The sequence below is a fragment of the Hydrogenophilus hirschii genome (assembly GCF_054656675.1).
In genome coordinates, this window is sequence record NZ_BAAHXQ010000002.1 from 349,094 (window position 1) to 374,328 (window position 25,235).

Consider the following 25,235-nt stretch of genomic DNA (forward strand, 5'->3'; position numbering starts at 1 on the left):
TTATGATTCGCGTGCAGGACCTCACCTATGCGCCGCAACCGGGCCTTGCGATCCTCGCGGGGGTGACGCTTACCATTGCGCGGGGCGAGTGGGTGTGGCTTCGTGGCGCGCGTCATGCAGGTAAGAGCGTGTTGTTGCGCATCATCGCAGCGCTGCTGCGCCCCACCCAAGGGGAGGTGTGGTGGGACGACGTCTCACTGCAACGGTTGCCGGCGCGCGCGCTTCCCTATTGGCGGCGTCGGGTTGGGATGCTCTTTGCCGAATGGCCGCTCATCGCCGATCAACCCGTAATCGAATCGGTGGCGTTGCCGCTCATCGTCCAGGGGACGCCACGCCGCCGCGCGCACGCTCGGGTTCGGCAATGGTTCGACGAATTGGGACTTGCCGAACAAGCCGAGTTGTTCCCGCACGAACTCTCGGGCTCGGAACGGCAACTTGCCCTGTGGGTTCGCGCCGTGCTCCATGCGCCAATCCTGTTGTTGCTCGATGAACCCATCGCAGGAGCGTGCACGGAAACCGCGATGCGCTTGTGGCGCCTCATTGCCGCAGCGCACGCTGCCGGCGCAACCGTGTTGGTCGCGACGGGGGGCGACGTGCCGTTTCTTCATGAGCAACCCGTGCGGCGGGTGACGCTGGTGCGCGGCCGCGTAGTCGAGGACGTGCACCCGTGACCCTCAGCCGCACGCGCCCCATTTTCGGACTCCTTTGGCACGCGGTGACGCTGGGTGGCGTGGTCGCGTGGGGGGTGTGGCTGGGGGTACTCGTGGCGTCGTTATCCTTTTGGCTCCAAGCGCAGCGCGACCAGTTCGCGGTGATGGTCGTCTTCGCACTCGACGCCGATGCCGCGGCACAAACCTTCGTGCGCACTGCTTCAGAAACGGGGCAGTGGCAGCGTGCAGAACGTCTTTCTGACGACGATGTCCGCGCGCTGTTGCGTCTGGAAGACTCCGAAATCACCGCCGCGTTGGTGTTGCCGCCCGTGGTGCGGCTCGTGCCGCGCCAGTGGGATGCCGACGCGCTTGCCGATGCCGTCGGGGCGCTTCGCGAACGCCCTGACGTCCGCCAGGTGGTCTATGACGCGACGTGGTTGGCACGGTGGCAGGCGTGGCACACGTGGGGCGCACGGCTGGCGCAGGGGCTGGGGGCACTGGTAGCGCTGCTGTGGTTTGCGGCGCTTGGCGCGCTGATCGCGCATGCGGCGCGCGCGACTGCAGAGGCGTGCGCGTTGCGCTTTGCGCTGGGTGGAGGGCGTATCACCACCCTGTTGCCGCTGTGGCACCGGGTCTGGTTGGGGGCGCTGCTTGCCGCTGGCGCCGCCGCACTGTTCGTGTTTGCCGCGTACCAGTGGGTGAGCCCGGCCTGGAGTACCTGGCTCAGTGCGTACGGCTTCGACGGCGACCCGCTGCGCCTGCTCGCCCATCGGCTCTGGGGCGCGGTGCCGGCCGATTCGGCTGCACGCGTTGCGGTGCTGAGCGGCGCGGCGGCGCTTCTTGCTGCGCTGCCGCCCGCGCTGGTGGTGTTGGCCTATCCGCTTCGAGCGCTTCTGCCGCGGTCGCTGCGCTGAGGAACGAAACGTGAGGGAAGGAAGCAGATGACCGAAACGTGGCGGACGGTGGCGGCTGTTTTCGTCGGCGCGGGCTTTGGCGCGGTGCTGCGCTGGTGGCTGGGGGTGCAACTCAACTGGCTATGGACGACGATCCCGCTGGGGACGCTCGCAGCAAACCTGTTGGGGGGGTACCTCATCGGTCTGGCGCTTGGCTGGTTTGCGGCGTTGCCCAACCTGGCGCCGGCGTGGCGGTTCTTGATCGTTACCGGCTTTTGCGGTGGGCTTACCACCTTTTCCACCTTTTCTGCGGAGCTCGTCCATCTGTTGCAACACGAGCGCTACGGCTGGTTTGCGGTTTCCGTGCTGCTGCATCTGGGCGGTTCGGTGGCGATGACGTTCGCCGGCTTGGTGACGATGGGTTGGCTGCTCGATCGGTGATGGTGCGGCTGTGTCGGGCGGCCTAGTTTCCCCGTTCGGAAAACGCATCGCGATGGGGAAGACCATTGAGTTGCGCCTGACGCGCGCGCCAATCCGGTAAAAACCGGTCCATCCACGCATGGAAACGGGCGTTGTGCTGGCGTTCCAGAAGGTGGGTGAGTTCATGCACCACCACATATTCCAGGCAGGCGGGAGGGTGGGCGATCAACGCCAGGTTGAGCCAGATGCGGCGGGCGCGGACGTTGCAAGTGCCCCAGCGCGTCTTCATCCGTTTGATGCCCCAGTCGGCCACGGTCACGCCCATACAAGGCGCCCATTGTGCGATGAGTGCCGCGGCGCGCGTTTTGAGTTCGGCGCGAAGCCACGCTTCCACCGTACGCGCCACCCGTTCCAGCGGCGTCGTACGCGCAACCGCAACCGTGACCGTTTGCGTCGCCGCGTCGCAGCGCACGGCAGCGCGTGCGGTGCCGGGTACCCATACCAGGCGGTATGGCTTGCCTTCGAACCAGAGCGGTTGCGCTACGGTAAGGCACGCAGCGTCTACCAGGGGCTTTCCGGGAGAAGGGTGGTGCGCCAGGCGCGTACGCTGCCGCGCGATCCATTCCCATTTGCTCAGGACGAAGTGGCGGATTGCGCTATCGGAAACGAAGCGCGGTGCGGAGACGCAGATCGTGCCATCTTCGGGACGCACGCGCAAGTAGAGGTGTTTGATCGCTTTGCGGTAAACGGCGACCGTTTCTGACGCGATGGTGAGGGTGTGGTGGGGTTTGGTCATGAGCTGGTGCCGGCAGTCCGACTCGAACGGACGACCTACCGCTTACAAGGCGGTTGCTCTACCAGCTGAGCTATGCCGGCGGATGAGAAGCGGGGCGCATTATAGCATAGGGCGTCTGTCATCGCGCTAAAGTTGGGCGACCCATTCGTGCGCGTGCCATCCGACCAAGGTTCGGCGAGTCTTGCTGAACTCTACGCCAAGCTCGATCACACGGGCAACGCCTGGCTTGCCGCGATAGGGTGCGGCATAGTCACGCGCCTGGATTTGGGCCAGGGTTTCCCCTGTGGCAGCATCCCCGGAAACCACTTTGAATTCGATCACCCAAACCGTCGCACCCGCCTCGATCACGAGGTCGACCTGTCCTGCTTCACTCACCGCTTCCGCTTTGAGCGGTAACCCTAGGCTGGCCAGGTGACTGTAGCAGACACTCGCGAAATACCCTTCATACTGGGCGATCGGGTTGTTGCGGTACCAGTCGTGCGATATCGAAGCGAAAAGACGGACGAAGTGGCGCTGCAGGCCCTCGGAGTCACCCTGTTGCAACATCCGGACGATTTGGGTGAGGCTCTCACCCGGACGGGAAGGAAGGAGCACGTGGGTTAGCGCTTGGTTGAGCGCGGTGCGCACTTCGGTGTTGGGCAGCGTGAGCTCGTACTCGATGAGCCCTCCAGCCGAGTGGGCATCGGCAATGGTGAGGTAGCCGGTCTGCCAAAGGAGGGCTTCGGGTTCGATCGCTTCGACGTCGAACGACGACAGGAGCGCTTCGGTGGCAAAGAGGCGTTCGAGCCGGGGGGTGAAAAAGGCGCGCTCTTTGAGCAGTTCGACCAGGAAGGTTGGCGTCCCGCTTTCGAACCACCACGGACGGAATGTGCGGAAACGCAAGAGCTGCAGGACGTCGAACGGGTTGTAGACCCGAGCGTTTCCCTTCCACCAGTAGCCGTTGTACCAGGCGCGCACCTCTGAACGGGAAAGCGGGCAACCCTCCTGCTCGGCAGCGACGAATTCGGGGGCGAAAACGGTGTCGAGATCGGATTCGGTGTAGCCGCAAAGGGTTGCGAACTCGTCGATCAGCGTGATATCTGCCAGGTTGTTGAGGCCTGAAAAGAGACTCACTTTACTGAATTTGCTGACCCCTGTCAGAAACACGAAGTGGAGATCGGCGTCGCGCTCTTTGAGGACGCTGTAGAAGTTACGCAACCGTTCGCGCATCGCAGCGGCAAGGTCCGGGCGGGTGATGTGGTCGAGGATCGGCTTGTCGTATTCGTCGACCAGCACGACGGTGCGTTGGCGATACGCCTCGGCAGCGGCGGTGATCAGGTCGGCAAAGCGCTCCGCGATGCCGTGCGCTTGGCTGATCGGCACATTGAGTCGCGCCGCGTTGGTTTCGAGCTGCCAAGCGATCGCCTCATCGAGCTCTTCGGGGAAAAGGCGAATGCCTTGGCCGAACGAGATGCGCACCACGGGGTAGCGCTGTTCCCAGTCCCAATGGTCGGCAAGGTAGAGCGCTGGCCGCGGTGCCGTGCAGTCGCTACCGTCGTGGGCGGTGAAAAGCGCTCGTTCGCCAGCAAAGGCCGCAGCCAGCGTGTCGAGAAAGAGCGATTTGCCAAAGCGCCGCGGGCGGGAAAGGAAGTAGTAGTTGGCGCCTTCGGCCAGCGCGGCGATGAAGGGTGTCTTGTCGACATAGTAAAAGCCCCCTTCACGAATCTTCCGGAAGGATTGGATTCCGATTGGTAACTTGCGCCGCGCCGGAAGAGGGGCCATCGCCGACACCCTTCATCCCCCTTGGGGTAGGGAGCGAATCGGTCCGGCTACGCCGATTTCACCGGAATCTTGCCGATTTTGACCCGCCACTCCTGGGGACCGCGTTCATGGACGTTGTTCCCCTCACTATCGACCGCGACGGTCACAGGCATGTCTTGGACTTCGAATTCGTAGATCGCCTCCATGCCCAGATCTTCGAACGCGACGACGCGGGCTTTCTTGATCGCTTTCGCTACCAGGTACGCAGCACCACCCACCGCTATCAGATAGGCGGCTTTGTTGTCGCGGATCGCGGCGACCGCTTCCGGGCCCCGTTCGGCTTTGCCCACCATCGCGATCAACCCGGTCTTTTCGAGCATCATACGGGTGAATTTGTCCATACGGGTCGCGGTGGTGGGGCCGGCAGGGCCGACCACTTCACCGGGAACGGGGTCGACGGGGCCCACGTAGTAGATCACCCGGTTGGTAAAATCGACCGGTAGCGGTTCGCCTTTGGCCAGGAGGTCGGCGATCCGTTTGTGCGCCGCGTCGCGGCCGGTGAGGAGTTTGCCGGAAAGGAGCAGGATGTCGCCCGCTCGCCACGTCGCCACCTCTTCTTTGGTGAGGGTGTCGAGGTCGACTCGTTTGGCCTGTTTGAGATCCGGAGTCCAGGTGATTTTCGGCCAGTCTTCGAGGCGCGGCGGCGTGAGTTCCGCCGGGCCAGAGCCGTCGAGCGTGAAATGGACGTGGCGCGTTGCGGCGCAGTTGGGGATGAGCGCAACCGGCAAGCTCGCTGCGTGCGTGGGGTAGTCGAGGATTTTGACGTCCAGTACCGTCGTCAGTCCCCCCAGCCCTTGCGCGCCGATTCCCAGGGCGTTGACCTTTTCGTAGAGTTCCAGACGCAGTGCTTCGACGGTGGAGAGGGTTTCGCCCTTGGCCGCCTTTTCTTGCAGTTTGTGGATGTCGATGTGGTCCATCAACGCCGCTTTCGCAAGCAGCATCGCTTTTTCCGGCGTGCCGCCGATGCCGATACCGAGAATCCCCGGCGGGCACCACCCGGCGCCCAGCGTCGGGATGGTTTTGAGCACCCAGTCGACGATCGAGTCGGACGGGTTGAGCATCGCCAGTTTTGCTTTGTTCTCCGAACCGCCCCCTTTCGCGGCACAGATCACTTCCACGGTGTCACCGGGCACCAGTTCGAAGTGGACGACCGCAGGGGTGTTGTCACGGGTGTTTTGCCGTTTGCCCGCCGGGTCACGCACGATCGAGGCGCGCAGCGGATTTTCGGGATTGGTGTAGGCGCGCCGAACCCCTTCGTCGACCAGTTCCTGCAGGCTTTTCGTGGTGTCGAAGCGGACATTCATCCCCACTTTCAGAAAAACGACGGCGATTCCGGTGTCCTGGCAGATGGGGCGGTGTCCCTCGGCGGCCATGCGCGAGTTGGTCAGGATTTGGGCGATGGCGTCCTTGGCCGCTGGGTTTTGTTCGTTTTCGTAGGCTTCGGCCATCGCCTGGACGAAATCCAGGGGATGGTAGTAACTGATGAATTGGAACGCGTCGGCAATCGATTCGATGAAGTCGGCTTCGCAAATGGTGGTGGTCATCGTGGCACTCCCTGGTTGTCTCTGCCGTGATTGTATCGAAAACGCCACCAACGCACGATCGCTTGTCGTGTGTAAGGTTGCTGTAAGATAATGCCGATACATTGATTTTTGTTCCACAAGTGAGAGGGAGTGTCAGGCCATGAGCGAACAAAAGCTCTACTACCCGCCAGAAGCATTGGTCAAAAATGCTGCGGTCTCGGGGATGGACCACTACCGCCGGCTCTGTGAAGAGGCGGAACGGGACTACGAAGGGTATTGGGCCAACCATGCGCGTAATCTATTGACCTGGAAAAAACCGTTTACCCAGGTGCTGGACGAATCGAACGCGCCGTTCTTCAAGTGGTTTGCCGACGGGGTGTTGAACGCCTCGTACAACTGTCTGGACCGCCACGTCGAAGCGGGGAAAGGTGACCGTGTGGCGATCATCTTCGAATCGGACGATGGCCAGGTCACGAAAGTCACCTACGCGGAATTGTTGAAGCGGGTTGCGCAGTTTGCCAATGCGCTCAAAGCGCTGGGCGTAAAAAAAGGCGACCGCGTGGTGATCTATCTCCCGATGGGCGTCGAAGGGGTGGTGGCGATGCAAGCGTGTGCGCGCATCGGCGCAACCCATTCGGTGGTGTTCGGTGGCTTCTCGGCTCAGGCGCTCAAAGACCGCATCCAAGATGCCGGCGCGAAAGTGGTCGTCACCTCCGACGGTCAGTTCCGCGGCGGTAAGCAGTTGCCGTTGAAAGCGATCGTCGATGAGGCGATCGGCATGGGCGGGTGCGACACGGTCGAGAAGGTGATCGTGAACAAACGCACCGGCATGGCAATCAATTGGGTAGAAGGGCGCGACTTGTGGTGGAGCGACGCGATCGCAGGGCAAAGCGACGTGTGCGAGCCCGAGTGGGTCGAAGCCGAACATCCCCTCTTTTTGCTCTACACCTCCGGCTCGACCGGGAAGCCGAAGGGGGTACAGCATTCCACCGGCGGGTACCTCACCCACGCGGCGCTTACAATGCTCTGGACCTTCGATTACAAACCGGAGGACATCTTCTGGTGTACCGCGGATATCGGCTGGATTACCGGTCACACCTACGTCTGTTACGGGCCGCTTGCGGTGGGCGCCACCCAGGTTGTCTTCGAAGGGGTGCCCACCTACCCGGATGCCAGCCGCTTCTGGCGGATGATCGAAGCGCACAAGGTTTCGATCTTCTATACCGCGCCAACCGCAATCCGGGCGCTCATCAAGGCGTCGGAGAGCAACCCGGACGTGCATCCCAAGCGTTTCGACCTCTCGTCGCTGCGGATCCTCGGGTCGGTGGGCGAGCCGATCAACCCGGCGGCGTGGGAGTGGTACTATCGCGAAGTCGGTGGTGAACGGTGCCCGATCGTCGATACCTGGTGGCAGACCGAAACCGGCGGCCATATGATCACGCCGTTGCCCGGTGCCACGCCGCTTGTGCCCGGTTCGTGCACGCTGCCGTTCCCGGGGATTCAGGCTGCGGTGGTCGATGAGACGGGGAACGAAGTCCCGTGGGGTCAGGGCGGCTTCCTGGTGATCAAGAAGCCGTGGCCGTCGATGATCCGTACCATCTGGGGCGATCCGGAGCGCTTCAAGAAGTCCTACTATCCGGCGGACTTCCAAGGCAAGCTCTACTTGGCAGGAGACGGTGCGATTCGTGACCCCGAAACCGGTTACTTCACCATCACGGGCCGGATCGACGACGTGCTCAACGTCTCAGGACACCGGATGGGGACGATGGAGATCGAATCGGCGCTGGTGGCGCACGAACTCGTTGCCGAAGCGGCGGTGGTCGGTCGTCCGGACGAAGTCACCGGCGAGGCGATCGTCGCGTTCGTGGTTTTGACGCGCCCGCGTCCCGAAGGAGAAGAAGCGGCGCAGATCGTCAAAGAGCTGCAGAACTGGGTGGCGAAAGAGATCGGGCCGATCGCCAAACCGAAAGAGATCCGTTTTGGCGACAACCTGCCGAAGACCCGTTCCGGCAAGATCATGCGTCGCTTGCTGCGTCAGCTCGCGAAGGGCGAAGAGATCACCCAAGACACCTCGACGCTCGAAAACCCAGCGATTCTGGAGCAGCTCAAAGGCTGACGAACAGATGGAGGAGGGCGGGCGTAATGCCCGCTTCACAAAGAGGAGATTACCCCCGGCCTTATGGCCGGGTTTTTTTGTCGCTCGCCAGTAGGCTACCCTTCGACCAATGGGGTGATCTTCTTCACCCCACCTCGATGTTGTCGATCAACCGTGTCGTTCCCAAGCGGGCCGCGCCCAAGACGACAAGGGGTTCTGCGGCCAAATCGGGCGGGGTGCAGCAAGGTGGCTGCAAGTCGTGTTGCCGCCGGATCGCAACGTAATCCGGTTGCCAGCCGTGGCGGGCGAGCGTTGCAGTCGCTTCTGCTTCCAGCGCGGCGTAGGCACCTTGACCCGCACGGAGGGCATCCGCGGTGGCTTTGAGCACCTGGAAGAGCCGCGGCGCTTCCTGCCGTTCCGCTGGCGAGAGGTAGGCGTTGCGAGAAGAGAGCGCCAATCCGTCGTCGGCACGAACGGTCTCACCTGCTTCGATGGTGATCGGCAACGCGAATTGTTCCACCATGCGGCGCAGGATCATCAACTGTTGGTAATCTTTCTTGCCAAAGAGGGCGATCGTGGGTTGGATGATCGCAAAGAGCTTCATCACGACGGTAGCAACACCGCGGAAGTGCCCCGGACGTGCGGCTCCTTCCAGAATCGCGGCGTAGCGTTCCGGGGGTTCGACGAAGAACTGCTGCGGTTCCGGGTACATTTCCGCGACGTCGGGCGCAAAGAGATACGGCACGCCAACCGAGTGCAACAGCGCCGCATCGCGTTCGAGCATCCGAGGGTAACGGCCGTAGTCTTCGTTTTGACCGAATTGCAGCGGGTTGACGAAGATGCTCACCACCACGTTGGGCGTGCGTGCGAGCGCTTGCCGTGCGAGCGCCAAATGGCCTTCGTGCAGCGCGCCCATCGTCGGGACGAAAGCCACTTCACCAAGCGTGGCGCGGCATTCCCGCCAAGCGCGGATCGTCGTGAAGGTCTGTAACGTGCGGTCCATCACCCCTCCGTGCGTCGTCGGATCGGTTCGATGTTTTGCGGCACCGCGTCAGTAACAGTGCGCTTCCGTGGGAAACGCGCCGCTTTTTACGGCGTTGACGTACGCGGCAACCGCAGCGTGGATGCTTTCTGCGCCGGCAAGGAAGTTTTGTACGAAACGGGCTTTGCGTCCCGGAAAAATGTCGAGGATGTCGTAGAGGACGAGCACTTGCCCGTGACATTCGGGGGCGGCGCCGATGCCGATCGTGATCATTTCGTCGGTGCGGCGGGTGACCTCTTTTGCGACCGCGCGCGGCACCATTTCGAGCACGATCATCGCCGCACCCGCAGACTCCAACGCTGCGGCTTCGAGATAGAGCCGTTCGGCTTCCGCTTCCAAGCGCCCTTGCACCCGGTACCCGCCCAGTTGGTTGACGGCTTGCGGGGTAAAGCCGATGTGGGCGCAGACCGGGATACCGCGTTCGACCAGGAATTGCACGGTATCGACCATCGGCATGCCCCCTTCGAGCTTCACCATTTGGGCGCCAGCAGCCATCAGTTGCGCCGCGCTCTCGAACGCCTGTTCGGGGCTTTGCTGGTAACTGCCGAAAGGCAGGTCGGCGACGATGAAGGGGCGGTGCGCGCCGCGCGCGACACAGGCCGTGTGGTAACACATCTGCTCGAGGGTCACCGGTAACGTCGTCTTGTGCCCTTGAATGACGTTGCCCAGCGAGTCCCCGACCAGCAGGACATCGACGCCGGCACGATCGAGCAGTGCGGCAAACGCGGCGTCATAACAGGTGAGCATCGCGATCTTCTCACCGTTTTCACGCATGCGTTGCAAAGTGGTCAGAGTTACGGGTGATGCTTTCTCTGCAGCGTTCATCGCGGTGGCTCCCGGGTTGGGTTGCGCATAGGGTGTCATTGTGCCAAAGCCTCTATCGGTTGCAAACGTGTCGATTCGGGTGCGGCAAGCGGTGCGATCCGAGTAATCGGCTGCGCCGCTACGGCCGGTAGGTAGTCGAGTAACCGTCCCAGGCCCGGTGCGGTCAGGTCCGGGGCCAGCTCCAACAGTGGCAACAGCACGAACGCGCGCTGGTGAAGCCGCGGATGGGGTACGGTCAGGTGCGGCAAGCAATAGCGTTCGTTGCCGTAGAGGAGTAGATCGAGATCCAGCGTCCGCGGCGAATGGTAGCCGGTGCGGATGCGGCCGAAACGCGCTTCGAGCGCGAGTAACGCAGCAAGCAGCGCCTCGGCATCGAGCTGGGTACGCAGCGCCGCGACCGCGTTGTAGTAGTCGGGTTGCGGGGCATCGACCTCGATCGCTCCGCTGCGGTAGAGGTGCGAGAGCGCGATCACTTCGGTTTGGGGCAGCAGCGTGAGGCACTGTGCCGCGGCAGCCAGTTGCCCAGGGGCGTCTCCCAAGTTCGCGCCAAGGCCGACATAGGCCGTGACGAAAGGGTTTTGGGTCATCACGCCTCCTTGCTCGGTGTCGCAACGGGTGGCGCCGCATCCGTTTGTGCGACGGCAGCGTCCGCGGAGCGCGGTTTCGCTTTCTTGCGGCGCCGGCGTTTTTTCTTGCCAGGGGCGTTTCCCTGTTGCACGGCGCGGATCAGTTCGGCGCGTTCGGCTTCGCTGGCGTGGGCGAAGCGTTCCCACCACATGCCCAGCGCTTCGGGCACTTCGCCGGCGCGGACCCGCAACATCAGGAAGTCCCATGCCGCTCGGTAACGCGGTTGTATAAGCAGCCGGTACGGGTATTTCCCCGTCCGTTTCTCGAACCGGGGTTGCAGCAACCAAAGTTCCCGCATGTCGGCAGCCATCGCGCGCGTCAGCGCGAGCGCCGCGAAATCTCCGGAAAGGACTTCGTCGCATGCCGCTTGCAGTGCCGGCACGCGGGGCAGTCCGGCCTGTTCCCCGGCAACCCACGCTTCACGCACCACCGGCCAGAGCATCGCGCCAAGCGTGAACGCGGGGGAAACCGGTTTTCCCTCGTGAATTCGCCGGTCGGTTGCGTCAAGCGCGATCTCGAGAAACGTACGGTAGTGGGGCACGGCAAGCAACCGCTCTACCGGCGCGAGAGCGTGTTCGGCCAATCCCTCTTCCTGCAGACGCGCCAGGCAGTGCAGCGCGCGACCGGAAGTAAGGACTTTGATGAGTTCATCGACCAACCGTGCTTGGGGAACGTTCGCAAGAAGCGGCGCAAGGCGGCGCAGTGGCGCCCGTGCGGCCGCATCGATCGTCAAGCCGAGCTTCGTGGCCAGGCGCACGGCACGAAGCATCCGCACGGGGTCTTCGCGGTAGCGCTTTTCGGGGTCGCCGATCATCCGCAGCACACCCGCTTGCAGGTCACCCACGCCGTGGTGGAAGTCGTGGATCACGCCTTGAATCGGGTCGTAGTAGAGCGCATTCGCGGTGAAGTCGCGGCGCAGCGCGTCCTCTTCGATGGTGCCAAAGACGTTGTCTTCGAGAATACGGCCATGTTCGTCCGTGGCCAGCGCGTTGGGGGCGACGTGGGCGCGAAACGTGGTCACTTCGACCGTTTCCCGTCCCGCATAGACATGGACGATGCGAAAGCGGCGGCCGATGATCCGGGAACGGCGGAAAAGGGCGCGCACCCGCTCCGGGGGCGCGTCGGTCGCGACGTCGAAATCTTTGGGTTTGCGCCCCAAAATCAGGTCGCGCACCGCGCCGCCGACGATCAATCCCTGATGGCCGTTGCGTTGCAGCGTTTCACACACCCGCCGTGCCGCAGGGGAGATCTGCTCCGGGGCGATGCCGTAGTGCGCCGCGTTCAATACCGCAGGTTTCGGGCGCGGAGCGATTTTGGCGGTGAGTGTGCGCAAGATTTTGCGAATCATCTTTCCCTCGGCTCTCGGAACGAGACGATACGCCAGCCGTTACGCTGCGCGGCTTCGCGCAACGTCGGATCGGGATCGACCGCGATCGGCTCATCGACGCGGGTAAGGAGCGGCAGGTCGTTGTGCGAATCGCTGTAGAAGCGGATCGTCGTAAACGAATTCCACCAATAACCCAGCGACTCCAGCCACGCCTCGACGCGCGCGATCTTGCCCGCTTGAAACGCCGGTGTGCCGCGGCAGCGGCCGGTGAAACGGCCGTGTTCCACCTCGGGGATCGTCGCGATCAGGTGTTCGATACCGAACGCGCGGACGATCGGGCCGGTGACGAAGGCGTTGGTCGCGGTAACGACCGCAACGAGGTCACCGCGCGCACGGGCCGCTGCGACTTCGGCTTGCGCGCGCGGCAACATCATCGGGCGGACGACCGTCTCGAGGTATTCGGCGCGCAGCGCTTCCAACGTTTCCCGATCGTGGCGCGCCAGGGGGGCGAGTTGAAACGCCAAGAAGGCGTCGATGTCGAGCGTACCGGCCAGATAGTCGTCGTAGAACTGCTGGTTTTTCGCTTCGTGCAGCTCGCGGTCGATCAAGCCTTTGCCGATGAGGAATTGCGCCCAGTTGAAGTCGGAGTCACCGGCAAGTAGCGTATTGTCCAGATCGAACAGGGTCAAATCCATCGTTCAGGGTTCCTGTGAAATCAGTTGCCACACCGCTTTGACGAGCGGTGCGGTGATCGGTTTGCCCCGGCGCAGGCTCTCTTCGCTGGCGGCTTCGAGTACCAGCAAGAGCTCGGGAATGGCCCGCGACGCATGGGTGAGCAAAAAGCGCACGGCATCGTCGGAAATCGCTACCCCCCATTCTGCGGCACGTCTCGCGATGAGGCGCGCCCGCCCTGTGTCGTCGAGCGGCGTTACCGGCAGGAGGGGAAGCAGCGCCAACCGGGTGCGCAGATCTTCCCGCAAAGGCAATTGATGCGGCGGGGCGTTCGCCGCGACCAACCACCGCTGCTTGAGGCGTTCGGCGCGGTTGAACGCATGAAAGAGCGCCTCTTGTGCCGCGGCGTCCGCCGCGTCGAGATCGTCGAAGAGGACCACGGCACCCGACAATTGCGGTGGCGGTTCGAGAAACGGTTCGCGCAACGGGCAGTAGCAGGCGACGTTGCCGTTACGGCGCACCGTTTCCGCGACGGCGTGCAACAGGTGGCTTTTGCCGCTTCCCGCTGGCCCCCAAATCGCGAGATGAGGGGTGGTCACCCCCGGCATCGGTTCGTTTACGGCAAACCGTTCGAGCGTCGCAACGAGCGCTTCGTTGCCCAGCGGTTCGAAATTGTCGAAGCGTTGGGGCAGAGGGTCGAAAAGATCCAGTAGCAGTTGCACCGGCCGGGTGTCTCGCGTCTCGGTAACCGTTCGTCGTACAATTCGGAAAGTGCGAATTATCGCCGTGACCAACCATTTCTGCAAGGGAGCCGAACGTGGCGGGATTGACTTATCGGGATGCCGGTGTCGATATCGACGCTGGAGACGCGCTCGTTGACCGCATCAAACCTTGGGCCGCGCGGACGATGCGGCCAGAAGTGCTTGCCGGTATCGGCGGCTTTGGGGCGCTCTTCGCTTTGGGGCAGCGCTATCGCGATCCCGTGCTGGTTTCGGGGACCGACGGTGTTGGTACCAAGCTGAAATTGGCGTTCGCGTGGGATCGTCACGACACCGTCGGCCAAGACCTGGTGGCGATGAGCGTCAATGACATCCTGGTGCAAGGGGCAGAGCCGCTCTTTTTCCTCGACTACTTCGCGTGTGGTCGGCTCGACGTCGGGGTTGCCGAACGGGTGGTCGCCGGTATCGCTCAGGCGTGCGAAGCGTGTGGGTGCGCGCTGATCGGCGGGGAGACGGCAGAGATGCCCGATATGTACCCCGATGGCGAATACGACCTGGCCGGTTTCGCGGTGGGGGTGGTCGAGCGCGCGCAGTTGCTCGATGGCAAGAACGTGGCACCAGGGGACGTGGTGCTTGGGTTGGGCAGTAGCGGCGCCCATTCCAATGGCTATTCGCTCATTCGCAAGATTTTGGCCCGTGCGGGATTGGGGGATGACCCAGAGGCGGACGCGAACGTGCTCCTCGACGGGCGGCCGCTGCGCGACGCAGTGATGGCGCCCACTCGGCTCTATGTCAAGAGTATCCTCGCCGCGCTCGCGGCGCACCGCGACGCGATCAAGGCGCTGGCGCACATCACGGGCGGCGGAATGACCGAAAACCTGCCGCGCGTGTTGCCGCAGGGCACGGCGGCTGAGATCGAGCGCAACGGGTGGCCACGTCCGGAACTCTTCCAATGGCTGCAAGCGCACGGGGAGGTCGCGGACGAGGAGATGCTGCGTGTTTTCAACTGCGGCATCGGTATGACGGTGGTGGTCGACCCCGGTGCCGCGGATGCGGTTGCGGCAACCCTTGCGGCAATGGGGGAAACGGTCTACCGGATCGGCGCGATCGTCGCGCACGAAGGAGCGCCGAACGTGCGGTACGTCTGATCGCCGATGCGCGGTTGGGGGATTTTTGCGGTGGCGCTGCTCGCCACCACAGGGGGGATGGGTGCGCCCACCTTGCCGTGGGCGGGCGCGCTGGCGTGGCTATTGACGCCGTGGCTCTTGCCGCAGCTCGACGCGCGGCAAAAGCGCACCGTCGGCGCGCTCTTGGGAATCGGTCTGCTGCTTGCGCTCTCGGCAGCGGCGACGGGGCATTCCGTGGCGTGGGCGAAAATGCTCACTCAAAATACGCTCCTGATCGCGATGCTCGCCAGCGTCACCTTTTTGCAGTTGGTCGCGCCAGCGCCGCCTGCGGTGCGTGCGGAAACGTGCCCAGCACCGCCGTGGCGGCGGCTGCTGCAAGTGGTGAGCGCGGTGCACCTCATCGGTGCCGTGATCAATCTTTCGATGGTCGTGATCACGGTCGAACAATTGGTCAAGCGATCGCACGCGCCGCTCCCGGAGCCGATGGCGCGGGCGCTGGCGCGCGGGTTCCTCGCCGCGGCGTTGTGGTCTCCGTTCTTTGCCGCGATGGCGGTGGCGATCACCTACGCACCCGGTGCGTCGCTTGCTGCGATCGCGCAGTATGGCGCGCCGCTGGCTGTCGTGTTGATTGCGTTTTCGATTGCCGAGATCGTCCGCCGTTATCCCGCCGAAGCATTGGCATCGTTGCCCGACTATCCGTTGACGCCACGGCAGTTGTTTTTGCCGTTCGCGATGGCAACGCTGGTCGTCGTGGGGCATGAATGGCGTCCGGATTTGGCGATGCTTTCGGTGATCAATCTTGCCGCAATGGGGTTGCCGTTCGTCGTGTTGCTGGTTCGCGCCTCGGCAGCGGATTGGCAACATACGCTCTACCACCATATCGTCGAGCGGTTGCCCTTGATGCGCGGGGAGTTGCTGCTTTTCCTTGCCGCAGGGGTGTTCGCCGTGGGCATCGAGTCGTGGCTGCCGGTGATCGGCCACTGGTTACCCGTTGCCCGTTTCGATTGGGTCGTGGCCGCCTTGACTTTGGCCGGGATGATCGCGCTTGCCTCCATTGGCGTTCATGCGGTGATCACCATCACCATCGTCAGTTCGTGGTTCGCGCCGCTGGCGCCAGACCCTGTCGTGCTTGCGCTCATGTTTTTGGGTACGTGGGCACTGGGGTTGGCGGTGAACCCCCTTTCGGGGGTCCATCTGTTACTGGAAGCGCGCTTCGGCCTCTCTGCAGTCCAGCTCGCCCGGGGCAACTGGCGTTATGCGATGATCGGCTACGCTTTGGTGGTCGCAGCGATCGCAGTCCGGCAAAGCCAGGCGCTGGCTTTGGCAATCAGCTGAGGGTCACACGGATCGAGCACCGTGACGCGTGGCCAGCGGTTCGTGAATTGCCGCAACCAGGTCAGTTGCCGTTTCGCCAGTTGGCGTGTCGCCGCAATGCCTGCCGCGATCATTTCCGTTTCGCTCAGTTGCCCGTCCAGATAGGCCCAAACCTGGCGGTAGCCCACTGCGCGCATCGACGGATGTTCCGCAGTCAAGGCTGGGCGCTGCCGGAGTGCCGCCACTTCCGCGACGAACCCGGCGGCCAGCATTTGGTGAAATCGTGCCGCGATCCGGTCGTGCAGCCAAGTCCGTGACCCGGGAATCAACGCCAAAAGGGTCAGTCGATTGCGCGGCGCTTGTGCTTGGTGCTCGGCCAGCACCGCTGCCATGGGTTTGCCCGTGGTCAACACCACTTCGAGGGCGCGTTGGATGCGTTGCCGGTCGTTCGGCGAAAGCCGTGCCGCCGTTTCCGGATCGTGTTCCGCAAGCCAAGCATGGAGTTTCGGCCACCCTTCGCGTGCGGCGCGTGCGTCGATTTCGGCGCGTAGCGTGGCGTCCGCGGCAGGCAAAGCCGCCAAGCCTTCGTGCAACGCCTTGGCGTAGAGCATCGTACCGCCAACCAACAGCGGGATCCGGCCGCGTGCAGCAATCTCTGCCGCTACCCGCTCGGCGTCGGCGACGAAACGCCCGACTGTGTAGGTTGTTTCGGGTTCGACGAGATCGATCAGGTGGTGCGGACACCGGGCCCGTTCGGACGCATCCGGCTTCGCGGTTCCAATCGTCATGCCGCGATAGACCAGCGCCGAGTCGACGCTGATCACTTCGACGGGAAAGCGTTCGGCCAGCGCCAGCGCGAGGGCTGTCTTCCCGCACGCGGTCGGACCGAGGATCGCCGGTAGGGGGAGGGGGGATGCGGTCGTCGTCACGGGGGTAATGGTACCCGATCGCTAGGTGGGCAGCGCGCCCAGGGCGTGGAGAAAGCGCTCAGCCCACGACAACCCATCGACGAACAGTTGTTGCATCGCTTCCCCCAGCGCCGGAAAGACGGCCCAGAGCGCCAAGAAACCGATCGTGATCGTGATCGGAAACCCGATGGCGAAGATGTTGAGTTGCGGCGCGGTGCGGGTGAGAAAACCCAGCGCGATATTGGTGAGCAACAGAGCTGCGGTCACGGGGAGCGCGATCATGAACGCGGTGGTGAAGAGGATCGCGGGCACTTGCACCGCAACCGCCCACCCGACCTCCCATGCCCAAGGACCACCGAGCGGTGGCAACCATTCGAAGCTCCGCGCCAGCGCCAGAATCAGCATCAAATGGCCGTCGAGCGCCAAAAAGAGAAGGGTGGCGAAAACCCCGATGAACTCGTTGAGGACTGGGGTCTGTGCGCCGCTCGTCGGGCTGAAGAAAACGGCGAACGACAGCCCCATTTGGAACCCGACGAACGCTGCAGCGAGATCGATCGCTGCGAAGATGAGGCGCAGGAAAAAACCGATCGCGACACCGATGAGGATTTCGCTGACGATCGCGGGCAGAATCAGCCAGGAGCCGAGCGGTAGCGGCTTGAGAAGCGGCGCGAGCGTGGGCGCAAGCACCAAGGTTACCGCAAGCCCCAGCGCCAGGCGAACGCGGGTGGGAACCGCACGGTTCGAAAAGACCGGGGCGGCGGTGAGGAGTGCCAGCACGCGAAACAAGGGTAGCCCATAAAGGGCGAGCCACGTGCTCCATTGCGTTTCCGAGAGGGTGAGCATCGGGGGCCTTTTCCCTGGAGGCGCTGCGACCAGCCCAAGAGGCAAGCAGCCGCAACAGGTGGATCAGGAAAGGAGTAGTGGCAGATCGGTCATCAGACGCGTCATGAAATCGGTGATCGTCTGTCCCATCCAGGGACCCATGAAGACCAAGGTGGCGACCACCGCAACGAATTTCGGAATGAAAGTAAGCGTCATTTCGTTGATCTGCGTCGCGGCTTGGAAGATACTCACCAGCAACCCCGTCAGCAGCGCAGCCAGAAGCGGCGGTGCTGCAAGGAGCAGCGTCGTGATCACGGCGTCCCTGGCCAAATCGAACAGCGCAACATGCATCGCTTTTCTCCTAAAGACCAAAACTGCGAACGAGCGAACCAACCAACAGCGTCCAGCCGTCGACCAGCACGAAGACCAGGAGTTTGAACGGCAGCGCGACCAGGATGGGTGAGACCATCATCATCCCCATCGACATCAACACCGAGGCGACGATCATGTCGATGATGAGAAACGGCAAAAAGATCACGAAGCCGATCTGAAACGCGGTTTTCAATTCAGAGGTAAGAAACGCGGGCACGATCACGCGCAGCGGCAGCGACTCAGGTTTTTCGACCGCTGGGGTTTGTGCCAAATCGGCGAAAAGCCGCAGATCGTTTTCACGAACTTGCGCCAGCATGAACGCTTTGAGCGGCTCCGCGGCTTTTTCTGCGGCCGCCTCGAACGGCAGCGTATCGTTCTGGTAGGGTACCCACGCTTCTTGGTAGATGCGGTCGAAAACGGGCGTCATGATGAAGAAGGTGAGAAAGAGCGCGATGCCGATCAGCACCTGGTTGGGGGGCGAGGTTTGGGTTCCCAACGCCATGCGCAGCAGCGACAGCACGATGATGATGCGGGTGAAACTCGTCATCATCAGCAACGCCGCGGGAAGGAACGTGAGTGCGGTAAGGAGCAGCAGCGTCTGCACGTTGAGCGAATAGCTCGACGCGCCATTGGGTTGCGGCGTCACGGTCGCGAGCGGAATGCCCTGTTGCGCGAGTACCGCGTCACTGATCAGGAAGAGCGCGCAAGCCATGAAGAACACGGCAAACCACGAAACGTGTCGACGGCGCTTCGTCACGGTTTGCTCGTGCCCGAATGAATGCCGCATCGGTACCGTGGGGCGGTTATTCCGGTTGGCGATGGGTGTCATCGCGGCCCTCGTCTTGCGGTTGGGGGATGGATTCTTTTGATGTGGCGTCCGCAGAGGGTGCAGAGCGCCTGTGCTGAACGTTCGCGATCGTCTGGGCAAAACCCTTGTGCCACAGTGGGGTGATCTGTTGTGGTGTCACGCCCACGAGCACCCGTTCGCCTTCTACTTCGAGCAGGACCACCCGTTCTCGGGTGCCCACGGCAACGGCGGTGACGACGCGCAATTGCCGGTTACCGCTCGCGCCGCCGGGGCGACGCTTCAGCCATTGGCTGACTCCCCACGCCACCACCACCAACAAAACCAACACGCCGATCAGCCGCACAAGCGGCGCCCACTGTGGATCCCAGTTCATCGTGTCGCTCCTTCTGCGTTGCCATTGTCGCGCGTGCCTCCGCCAGATGGTGGGGAGAAAAAGGGGGAAAAACACACCTTTTTTACAGCACTATTTCCTTTCGTGCCTTTTGTGGGAAAATGGCGCAGAACGCTCGCAGCAAGGCAAGGAATCGCCGATGGCAATCAAGCTCTTCAACAATGGTGAGCACGTCGTGCTCGGGTTCTACGACTTGGTCGATGAAGAACGCAACCACGCGGTGCAATGCAACCAATTCCTGGTGATCGACGCGCACCATGCAGCGCTCTTCGACCCCGGCGGCAATATGACCCATACGGGTCTGTTGATGGGAATGTCCAAATATTGCCGGCCGCAGGAGATCGACTATATCTTCGCGTCCCACGCCGACCCGGACATCATCGCGTCCGTCAATAAATGGCTGATCACCTCGCACGCAAAGGTGTACATTTCGAACCTGTGGACGCGGTTCGTTCCCCATTTCACCACAGGGAAAGATTACTCCGACCGTATTCTGGGAATCCCCGACGAGGGAATGCGAATCCCGCTCGGCAACAGCGAAGTCATCGCGCTGCCGGCACACTTCATGCACGCGGAAGGGAACTTCCAGTTTTACGATCCGGTCGCGAAAATCCTCTTTTCCGGCGATTTGGGCGTTTCGATCGTCGACCATAACGAAGCGGCGAAACCGGTGGCCGATTTCGACGCACATATTCCCAAGATGAGCGCGTTTCACCGGCGCTATATGGTGTCGCAAAAGATCCTGCGCTATTGGGCGAACATGGCGCGTTCACTCGAGATCGAAATGATCGTGCCACAGCACGGGCAACGGTTCGAGGGCAAGGCGATGGTCCAGCGGTTCATCGACTGGGTGGAATCGTTCCCGTGTGGCGTCGACCTGATGACGCAGGACAACTACCGCGTGCCCCGCTGATCGGTCGACGCACCACGCAGCATGGGCGCGCTTCGCCTCACGGCAAGCGGCGGATCCGTTCCAGATAGCTGTCGTTGTCCGGCATGCGGCCAGCGCGTTGCGCTTCGAAGAGCGTCATGCCCAGCGCTTCGACCAGATCGTGCAACGCTTCGTGCGGATCGCCGCGCTTTTGTACCCGCACGGCGTAGAGCGCTTTGATGCCAGGCGGTTGGTCGATCGCCAACTGTTCGGCTACGGCCAAATGTAGCGTCAAATGCAAAAAGGGATTGACGCCGCCATCTTCCGGTGTGTAATCGCGAAAAAGCTGCGTTTCATCGTCAAAGAGCGCAAAGTATTCCGGGTGGAGTGCGATCACCTCGGCGGCAACCGCCTGCATCGGTTCGAGCGGTAATCCGGCTCGCCACCGGCGATAGCTCTCAGCCAGAAAACGGCGGACATCGTCGCGGGATGGTTGAAAGAGCATCACGTCTCCTCTGTGGTAAGCGGTTGCGGCGGGACCGACTTTTCGGGGTAGCCGCACAAATCGGCAACCAAGCACCGGTTGCACTGGGGGCGCCGCGCCGTGCAGGTGTAGCGCCCGTGCAGGATCAACCAATGGTGCGCATGGCGGCGATACGGTTTTGGGACGCGCGCCATGAGCCGATCTTCCACTTCGCGAACGGTTTTGCCGGGTGCCAGCCCCATCCGGTTGCTGACACGAAAGATGTGGGTGTCAACCGCGATCGTTTCTGCTCCGAAGAGCGTATTGAGCACAACGTTCGCGGTCTTACGCCCGACACCCGGTAGGCTTTCCAGGTACGCGCGGTCGTTGGGAACCGCGCCACCGTGCTCGGCACAGAGCCGTTCGGCAAGACGCTTCAAATTGCGGGCTTTGCTCTGGTAGAGCCCGATCCGGCGGATATGGGCAGCAATTTCCGATTCGGAAAGTTGCGCCATCGAACAGGCGTCGGGTGCGACCGCAAAGAGGGTTTGGGTAGCGGCATTGACGCTTTTGTCCGTTGCTTGCGCAGAGAGCACCACTGCAGCCAAGAGCTGGAAGGGGTTGCCGTAGTGCAGCTCGGTGGTCGGCTCCGGGTTGTTGGCTTGCCAGCGCGCAAAAGCCTCCGCCACCGCGGCGTCGCTCATCAGCGCAGCAGTCACGCCTCACCCCCGATGGGCGTTGGTGCAGCGGGCGCGGATGCCGCCAAAGTGCGTTTTTTCGTTCGCGCTTTTTGCCACGCGGTGAGCGCGTTGTGCGCAGCAACCAAAAAGCCCAGCACGATGAATGCGCCCGGAGGCAACATCGCCAACAGGAACCCCTGGGACGCATCGCCGAACAGCGTAATCGCGGACCAAGACGGCACGATCCATTCGATTCCGGCAAAGAGCGTCCCTTGTCCAATGATCTCACGAATCGCACCGATCAGCGCCAACACCCAGACGAGCCCCAACCCCATCATCAATGCGTCCAACCCTGCGTAATCTGGGCGATTTTTCGCGGCGAACGCCTCGACGCGTGCCAACACGATGCAGTTGGTGACGATCAATGGCACAAAAATGCCCAAAACCAGATGGAGGGAGTGCAAATAGGCGTTCATCAGGAGATCGACCACGGTCACCAACCCCGCGATGATGAGAATGAAAACGGGAATTCGGATCTCACGCGGGATCACATGACGCAATACCGCAACCGCGGTACTGGCGATCATCATCACGACAACCGTAGCCAACCCCAAACTGACCGCGTTCACGAAACTGGTACTGACCGCGAGCGTCGGACACAGCCCCAGCATTTGGATCAACGCCGGATTCTGTTTCCAGAGCCCATTTACGCCCAATTCGTTGGCGATCGTTCCATGGCCGTTCATGGTTGGTTCCCTTTCTCGTCGTTTCCGCGTTCGCGATTGGCTAACGCGACCAATTGTGCGAAGGCGCTGCTCGCCACCCGCGCGCCGCGCTCGATTGCCATCGTTGCGGCGCGGGCGCTGATCGTCGCACCGGCGTGCGCATCGACGAATCCGCCATCTTTTTTGACCCGCCAGGGACCTGGGTGCGCAGCGATCGGTATGCCAGCGAATTGCGTGATCCACGGGCGCGCCTTGTTGCGATCGCGTTCCGGGTCGATATAGTCGCCAAGCCCAGGGGTTTCATGGTGTTGGGTGACGCGGGCCCCCACGAGTTCCCCGTGGCCATTGACCGCGACGATGACCACAACGTCGCCCCCGTACCCTTGGCGGCTTCTTGCCGGCACGATCACCAGCTCGGGTTCGGCCTCACGAAAGACCACGTACCCTTTGGCCGGCGGGTTGAGATCGAGCGCCTTCGTGATCGCTTCAGGTAACGTTATCTCGCGGATGGTGCGCGCAGGAGGAGACGGTGGGACGAGTGCCCGAACCAGTCGCAGCTCTTCTGCTTGAATCGCTGCTGCAATCGGTGCGCGGGTCAGTTGGTACGCGCCACTCATCAGCAGCGTAAACGCCGCGGCAAACAGGGTCAAGAGCAACGACGAGCGGAGCACCGCTTGCCAAACGGTGGGTTGGGTAGCCGACGTCATGGGTGGTCCTCCCCAAAGACGCGCGGTTGGGTCTTCATTTCGATCCACGGGGCCGCCAGATTCATCAGCAGAACCGCAAACGCGACCCCGTCCGGAAATTGTCCGAAATGGCGGATCAAGAAAACGAGCAGCGCAGCGCCAGCCGCGAACACCCATTGCCCGCGTGGCGTGACCACCCCGCTCACCGGGTCGGTGATGATGAAGAATGCGGCCAGCATCGTGCTGTACGCGAAGAGATGAACCCACGGGGGCGCGAACCGTTCTGGGGCGATGAGCCAGGCGAGGGTGGACAGAACCCCCAAGGTCAGAAGAAACGCAAAAGGAAGGCGTCCCGGGATGATCCCCCGAAGCCATAAGAGGAGGCCACCCGCCAGGAACGCCATCGCGATCCACTCGTACCCGGCACCCGAGAGGGTGCCGAAAACGGGCGAACGACCCAGGAGTTCTGTAACCGTCTGACCGCTATGGATTGCGGTCCGGAGCGCATCCAACACGGTTGCCCCCGCCAATGCATCGACGTTGGGGGTTCCAAGGAAACTGGCCCATTGCCAGGCGACAGGTGTCGTCGGTAACGGCCAGCGCGAGAGCTCTGCTGGGAACGAAACGATCAGCGCCGCAAAAGCGACCATCGCCGGGTTGAACGGGTTTTGTCCAATACCGCCATACAGCTGTTTCGCGACACCGATTGCAATCACGACCCCCAACAGCGTCAACCACCAAGGAACGGTTGTAGGCAGAGCCAGGACCAGCAACCAAGCGGTGACCACCGCCGAAGGGTCGGTGACCGCGGAAACGATCGGTCGTCGCCGCACCCACAGCAGCAGCGCTTCGACGACAACGGCGGCGACGCTGGCCAGGAGCAATTGCGCCAACAGGACCGGGCCGAAGAAAATCACGTGCAGCACGATCGCTGGAATGAGCGCAAGCAAAACCCATCCCATCACACGGGTGACGCTGACCGGTGCGCGCCAATAAGGTGCCGTGATCATTCCCGATTCTCTCCGGAAGGTTCTGTCGCCTCTGCAGCCCGTTTCGCACGGGCGCGCGCCAGCGCCGCTTCAACGAGCGCCTTTTTTCGTGCAGCGGCATCGTTTGCGTTCGGTGCGGATGGCGAAGCGGCGCCATCGCGGTCGTTGGTGCCATTTGCGGACGCTTCAGCGTGAGACTCTTGCGCTTGCGCTTCGAGTCGTCGCTTCGTTTCGGCGGCTTTGGCGGCGGCGCGTGCCGCTTTTTCCGCTTTTTCCCGTTCCAAGCGGTAATTGCGGAATTCGAAACGGGCTTTCGATTGCTGGGCTTTGCTTTTTTCCCGTTCGCGCTCCCAAATCTCGCTTTTGGCGTAACGGTAGTAATCGACGAGCGGGATGTGCGCGGGGCAGACATAGGCGCAGCAGCCGCATTCGATGCAATCGAACAGGTGAAACTCCTGCGCTTTGCCGAATTGTTGCGCCCGGGCGAACCAATAGAGCGCCATGGGCTCGAGACGGGCAGGGCACACCGGCGCGCAGGCACCGCACCGAATACACGGCTGCTCCGGCGGCGGTGGCGGGAAAAGGTCCGGCGAAGCGGCAATGATGCAGTTGCTCCCTTTGAGGATCGGTGCATCGAGGTCGGGAATCGCAAAGCCGGTCATCGGCCCACCCAAGAGGTAGCGATCGACCTCTGGTTTGGGTGCCATCTCTGGGATGAGTTCTGCAATGGGATGACCGATTCGGACCCAGCGGTTACCCGGATCGTCCGCGGCACCCGTCAGCGTGACGACGCGCTCGATCAACGGTTCGCCGTCGGTGAGCGCACGATGGACGGCGCGCGCAGTGCCCACATTGAACACCAACACGCCAAATTCGGCCGAGAGGTGACCGTAGGGCACCTCGATACCCGTCAGGCGTTCGATCAGCTGTTTTTCCCCGCCGGCTGGGTAGATGGTCGGGATCGCCACCACGGTGACCGTGCCATGGTTGGCCGCGGCGGCTTGCATCGCCGCAATGGCTTGGGGCTTGTTGTCTTCGATACCGATCAAAACCTCTTGGGCGTGAACGGCAGCGGCCAGGTCGCACGCGCCTGCGACGATTTCGGCTGCATGTTCGCGCATCAGCCGGTCGTCACACGTGATCCAGGGCTCACATTCGGCTCCGTTGATGATGAGGGTTTTTACCGGGCTCGACGCCACTTTGGCGTGTGAAGGGAACGCTGCGCCGCCCAATCCTGCTAGCCCCATCTGTTGGAGGAAGTCGCGAATGCGATCCGTGTCGTCGCAAGCGCCCCGATACGGTGTGGGTTCGATCGCCTCATCTTTGCCGTCGGGCTCGATGAAGTACGCCAGCGCGGGCAACCCTGAGACATGGGTCATCGGGTAATGCCCCAGATCGCGAATCACACCTGAGGTCGGCGCGTGCACTGCGACGCCAAATTTCCCTTCGGGTTCACCGATTTTTTCCCCTTTCCGTACCCGGGCACCGATATCGACGATCGGTCGTGCAGTGAAGCGAGGATTGACCCGAAGCGGAACGATGTAATGCGATGGCATCGCGACGTTTCGGATCGGAATGTCAGCGGTCTCCTGCTTGTGGTAATCGGGAAAAGCGATCGCCCCGTCGATCGGGTAGAGTTTCCGCCCCGAAACCGGGTCGACCAAAGTGTTCGCCGCTGACGAGGTAGATC

General features: G+C 62.5%; 27 protein-coding genes and 1 tRNA gene. 7 read left to right on the plus strand and 21 right to left on the minus strand.

Annotated elements, in window-relative coordinates; all coding sequences use genetic code 11:
* Positions 1 to 2 precede the first annotated feature (2 nt).
* From ACYQ4Z_RS08810 to crcB, 3 genes are read left to right on the plus strand one after another with little or no spacing between them, the layout of a single operon-like run.
* Entirely contained in the window at positions 3 to 671 is a 669-nt protein-coding gene (locus tag ACYQ4Z_RS08810) for a cell division ATP-binding protein FtsE (protein WP_219973140.1), read from the plus strand.
* Entirely contained in the window at positions 668 to 1,564 is an 897-nt protein-coding gene (locus ACYQ4Z_RS08815) for a cell division FtsX domain-containing protein (protein WP_459860708.1), read from the plus strand. The genes ACYQ4Z_RS08810 and ACYQ4Z_RS08815 overlap by 4 nt, the downstream gene beginning before the upstream one ends.
* A gap of 27 nt (positions 1,565 to 1,591) precedes the next feature.
* Entirely contained in the window at positions 1,592 to 1,984 is a 393-nt protein-coding gene (crcB, locus tag ACYQ4Z_RS08820) for a fluoride efflux transporter CrcB (RefSeq protein WP_219973142.1), read from the plus strand.
* A gap of 22 nt (positions 1,985 to 2,006) precedes the next feature.
* Here crcB and ACYQ4Z_RS08825 read toward each other — a convergent pair whose 3' ends face one another.
* From ACYQ4Z_RS08825 to ACYQ4Z_RS08840, 4 genes are all read right to left on the minus strand, one after another.
* The gene (locus tag ACYQ4Z_RS08825; RefSeq protein WP_219973143.1) at positions 2,007 to 2,759 is read right to left on the minus strand and encodes a M48 family metallopeptidase; all 753 of its coding nucleotides are present in this window, start codon (positions 2,757 to 2,759) and stop codon (positions 2,007 to 2,009) included.
* 4 nt (positions 2,760 to 2,763) lie between these two features.
* A tRNA-Thr gene (locus ACYQ4Z_RS08830) sits at positions 2,764 to 2,839 on the minus strand.
* Positions 2,840 to 2,885: 46 nt separating this feature from the next.
* Positions 2,886 to 4,520: an ATP-binding protein gene (locus ACYQ4Z_RS08835; protein ID WP_459860717.1), complete on the minus strand. Its 1,635-nt coding sequence runs from the start codon at positions 4,518 to 4,520 to the stop codon at positions 2,886 to 2,888.
* A gap of 47 nt (positions 4,521 to 4,567) precedes the next feature.
* Positions 4,568 to 6,103: a fumarate hydratase gene (locus ACYQ4Z_RS08840; protein WP_459860719.1), complete on the minus strand. Its 1,536-nt coding sequence runs from the start codon at positions 6,101 to 6,103 to the stop codon at positions 4,568 to 4,570.
* A gap of 139 nt (positions 6,104 to 6,242) precedes the next feature.
* Between ACYQ4Z_RS08840 and acs the strand changes: the two genes are divergently transcribed.
* On the plus strand, positions 6,243 to 8,198 hold the full coding sequence (gene acs / locus ACYQ4Z_RS08845) for an acetate--CoA ligase (protein WP_119335575.1): 1,956 nt from the start codon (positions 6,243 to 6,245) through the stop codon (positions 8,196 to 8,198).
* A 124-nt stretch (positions 8,199 to 8,322) separates the two neighbouring features.
* Here the strand turns inward: acs and panC are convergent, their stop codons facing one another.
* Genes panC through ACYQ4Z_RS08875 form a run of 6 tightly spaced genes read right to left on the minus strand, consistent with a single transcriptional unit; the run spans position 8,323 to position 13,392 of the window.
* Positions 8,323 to 9,180, minus strand: coding sequence for a pantoate--beta-alanine ligase (gene panC / locus ACYQ4Z_RS08850; RefSeq protein ID WP_438438212.1), 858 nt, complete (start codon positions 9,178 to 9,180; stop codon positions 8,323 to 8,325).
* 48 nt (positions 9,181 to 9,228) lie between these two features.
* A complete protein-coding gene (gene panB / locus ACYQ4Z_RS08855) occupies positions 9,229 to 10,044 on the minus strand; it encodes a 3-methyl-2-oxobutanoate hydroxymethyltransferase (protein ID WP_438438988.1) in 816 nt (271 codons plus the stop codon).
* Positions 10,045 to 10,079: 35 nt separating this feature from the next.
* Complete coding sequence (folK, locus tag ACYQ4Z_RS08860; protein ID WP_119335573.1) at positions 10,080 to 10,631, minus strand: 2-amino-4-hydroxy-6-hydroxymethyldihydropteridine diphosphokinase; 552 nt, start codon at positions 10,629 to 10,631, stop codon at positions 10,080 to 10,082.
* Positions 10,631 to 12,019: a polynucleotide adenylyltransferase PcnB gene (gene pcnB, locus ACYQ4Z_RS08865; protein ID WP_459860722.1), complete on the minus strand. Its 1,389-nt coding sequence runs from the start codon at positions 12,017 to 12,019 to the stop codon at positions 10,631 to 10,633. Before pcnB ends, folK begins: the two co-directional genes overlap by 1 nt.
* A complete protein-coding gene (locus tag ACYQ4Z_RS08870; RefSeq protein WP_219973152.1) occupies positions 12,016 to 12,693 on the minus strand; it encodes a histidinol-phosphatase in 678 nt (225 codons plus the stop codon). Before ACYQ4Z_RS08870 ends, pcnB begins: the two co-directional genes overlap by 4 nt.
* 3 nt (positions 12,694 to 12,696) lie before the next feature.
* Entirely contained in the window at positions 12,697 to 13,392 is a 696-nt protein-coding gene (locus ACYQ4Z_RS08875) for an HdaA/DnaA family protein (RefSeq protein ID WP_217126873.1), read from the minus strand.
* A 95-nt stretch (positions 13,393 to 13,487) separates the two neighbouring features.
* Here ACYQ4Z_RS08875 and purM point away from each other — a divergent pair, with 95 nt between their 5' ends.
* Entirely contained in the window at positions 13,488 to 14,537 is a 1,050-nt protein-coding gene (purM, locus tag ACYQ4Z_RS08880) for a phosphoribosylformylglycinamidine cyclo-ligase (protein ID WP_459860725.1), read from the plus strand.
* A gap of 6 nt (positions 14,538 to 14,543) precedes the next feature.
* Positions 14,544 to 15,851 carry a hypothetical protein gene (locus tag ACYQ4Z_RS08885; protein WP_459860726.1) on the plus strand — a complete coding sequence of 436 codons (1,308 nt, stop codon included), beginning with the start codon at positions 14,544 to 14,546 and terminating at the stop codon, positions 15,849 to 15,851.
* Here ACYQ4Z_RS08885 and miaA read toward each other — a convergent pair.
* The 5 genes from miaA to fliO form a co-directional block, all read right to left on the minus strand.
* Positions 15,785 to 16,759, minus strand: a complete 975-nt coding sequence (gene miaA, locus ACYQ4Z_RS08890) for a tRNA (adenosine(37)-N6)-dimethylallyltransferase MiaA (RefSeq protein ID WP_459860727.1) — start codon at positions 16,757 to 16,759, stop codon at positions 15,785 to 15,787. The two genes, ACYQ4Z_RS08885 and miaA, sit on opposite strands and share 67 nt — an antisense overlap.
* Before the next feature lie 21 nt (positions 16,760 to 16,780).
* On the minus strand, positions 16,781 to 17,581 hold the full coding sequence (gene fliR, locus ACYQ4Z_RS08895) for a flagellar biosynthetic protein FliR (RefSeq protein ID WP_459860729.1): 801 nt from the start codon (positions 17,579 to 17,581) through the stop codon (positions 16,781 to 16,783).
* A gap of 63 nt (positions 17,582 to 17,644) precedes the next feature.
* Positions 17,645 to 17,911 (minus strand): flagellar biosynthesis protein FliQ, encoded by a 267-nt coding sequence (gene fliQ, locus ACYQ4Z_RS08900; protein WP_219973158.1) that lies wholly within the window; start codon positions 17,909 to 17,911, stop codon positions 17,645 to 17,647.
* Between the two features lie 10 nt (positions 17,912 to 17,921).
* The gene (fliP, locus tag ACYQ4Z_RS08905; RefSeq protein WP_219973169.1) at positions 17,922 to 18,644 is read right to left on the minus strand and encodes a flagellar type III secretion system pore protein FliP; all 723 of its coding nucleotides are present in this window, start codon (positions 18,642 to 18,644) and stop codon (positions 17,922 to 17,924) included.
* A 91-nt stretch (positions 18,645 to 18,735) separates the two neighbouring features.
* On the minus strand, positions 18,736 to 19,113 hold the full coding sequence (gene fliO / locus ACYQ4Z_RS08910) for a flagellar biosynthetic protein FliO (RefSeq protein ID WP_219973159.1): 378 nt from the start codon (positions 19,111 to 19,113) through the stop codon (positions 18,736 to 18,738).
* 157 nt (positions 19,114 to 19,270) lie between these two features.
* Between fliO and ACYQ4Z_RS08915 the strand changes: the two genes are divergently transcribed.
* A complete protein-coding gene (locus ACYQ4Z_RS08915; protein WP_459860731.1) occupies positions 19,271 to 20,044 on the plus strand; it encodes an oxygen-binding di-iron domain-containing protein in 774 nt (257 codons plus the stop codon).
* Positions 20,045 to 20,081: 37 nt separating this feature from the next.
* On the opposite strand, the gene ACYQ4Z_RS08920 is transcribed toward ACYQ4Z_RS08915, so the two are convergent.
* The 6 genes from ACYQ4Z_RS08920 to rsxC form a co-directional block, all read right to left on the minus strand.
* Positions 20,082 to 20,507 (minus strand): DUF1841 family protein, encoded by a 426-nt coding sequence (locus tag ACYQ4Z_RS08920; RefSeq protein ID WP_219973161.1) that lies wholly within the window; start codon positions 20,505 to 20,507, stop codon positions 20,082 to 20,084.
* Complete coding sequence (gene nth, locus ACYQ4Z_RS08925) at positions 20,507 to 21,169, minus strand: endonuclease III (protein WP_233468112.1); 663 nt, start codon at positions 21,167 to 21,169, stop codon at positions 20,507 to 20,509. The genes ACYQ4Z_RS08920 and nth overlap by 1 nt, the downstream gene beginning before the upstream one ends.
* Before the next feature lie 11 nt (positions 21,170 to 21,180).
* Positions 21,181 to 21,891, minus strand: coding sequence for an electron transport complex subunit RsxE (rsxE, locus tag ACYQ4Z_RS08930; RefSeq protein WP_459860733.1), 711 nt, complete (start codon positions 21,889 to 21,891; stop codon positions 21,181 to 21,183).
* Entirely contained in the window at positions 21,888 to 22,577 is a 690-nt protein-coding gene (locus ACYQ4Z_RS08935; protein ID WP_219973163.1) for an RnfABCDGE type electron transport complex subunit G, read from the minus strand. Before ACYQ4Z_RS08935 ends, rsxE begins: the two co-directional genes overlap by 4 nt.
* On the minus strand, positions 22,574 to 23,566 hold the full coding sequence (locus ACYQ4Z_RS08940; protein ID WP_459860735.1) for an RnfABCDGE type electron transport complex subunit D: 993 nt from the start codon (positions 23,564 to 23,566) through the stop codon (positions 22,574 to 22,576). The genes ACYQ4Z_RS08935 and ACYQ4Z_RS08940 overlap by 4 nt, the downstream gene beginning before the upstream one ends.
* Positions 23,563 to 25,235: electron transport complex subunit RsxC (gene rsxC / locus ACYQ4Z_RS08945; protein WP_459860736.1), on the minus strand; the 1,673-nt coding region annotated here is incomplete at its 5' end. The genes ACYQ4Z_RS08940 and rsxC, both read right to left, overlap by 4 nt.